The following is a 292-nucleotide window of genomic DNA, read 5'->3' as shown; positions in this document are numbered from 1 at the left end:
TGCATCGGGAGGGGGATAAGCAGGCGGACCGCATCAGCAGAACGTTGGTGACAATCGTTTTTGATTGGTCAGGTCATTGCCGGCTCATTTCGGGCCGGTCTATTTTTGTCGTCAAGACACGGACAACATCGCCCCTGCATATACATAACGATAGGCGGTTTCCGCCGATGACAGCAGGCGGGGGTGAGAGCATGTCCGGCATTTTCACGGCGTTTACGTTTCTGTTGAAAGAGCTGACGTTTCTTGTCTCGTATATTAAAAACAATGCGTTTCCCCAGCCGTTAAGCGCTCA

Annotated in this window: 1 pseudogene; it reads left to right on the top strand. The window is 51.7% G+C overall.

Features of this window, described 5'->3' with window-relative positions:
- Positions 1–191: 191 nt before the first annotated feature.
- Positions 192–292, top strand: a pseudogene (locus I656_RS18530) (RNA polymerase subunit sigma-70); the annotation flags it as partial.

The sequence above is a fragment of the Geobacillus sp. WSUCF1 genome, from assembly GCF_000422025.1.
Taxonomy (GTDB): domain Bacteria; phylum Bacillota; class Bacilli; order Bacillales; family Anoxybacillaceae; genus Geobacillus; species Geobacillus zalihae.
The sequence above is the reverse complement of the archived record's forward strand: the minus strand, read 5'-3'. Positions and strand labels throughout refer to the sequence as shown.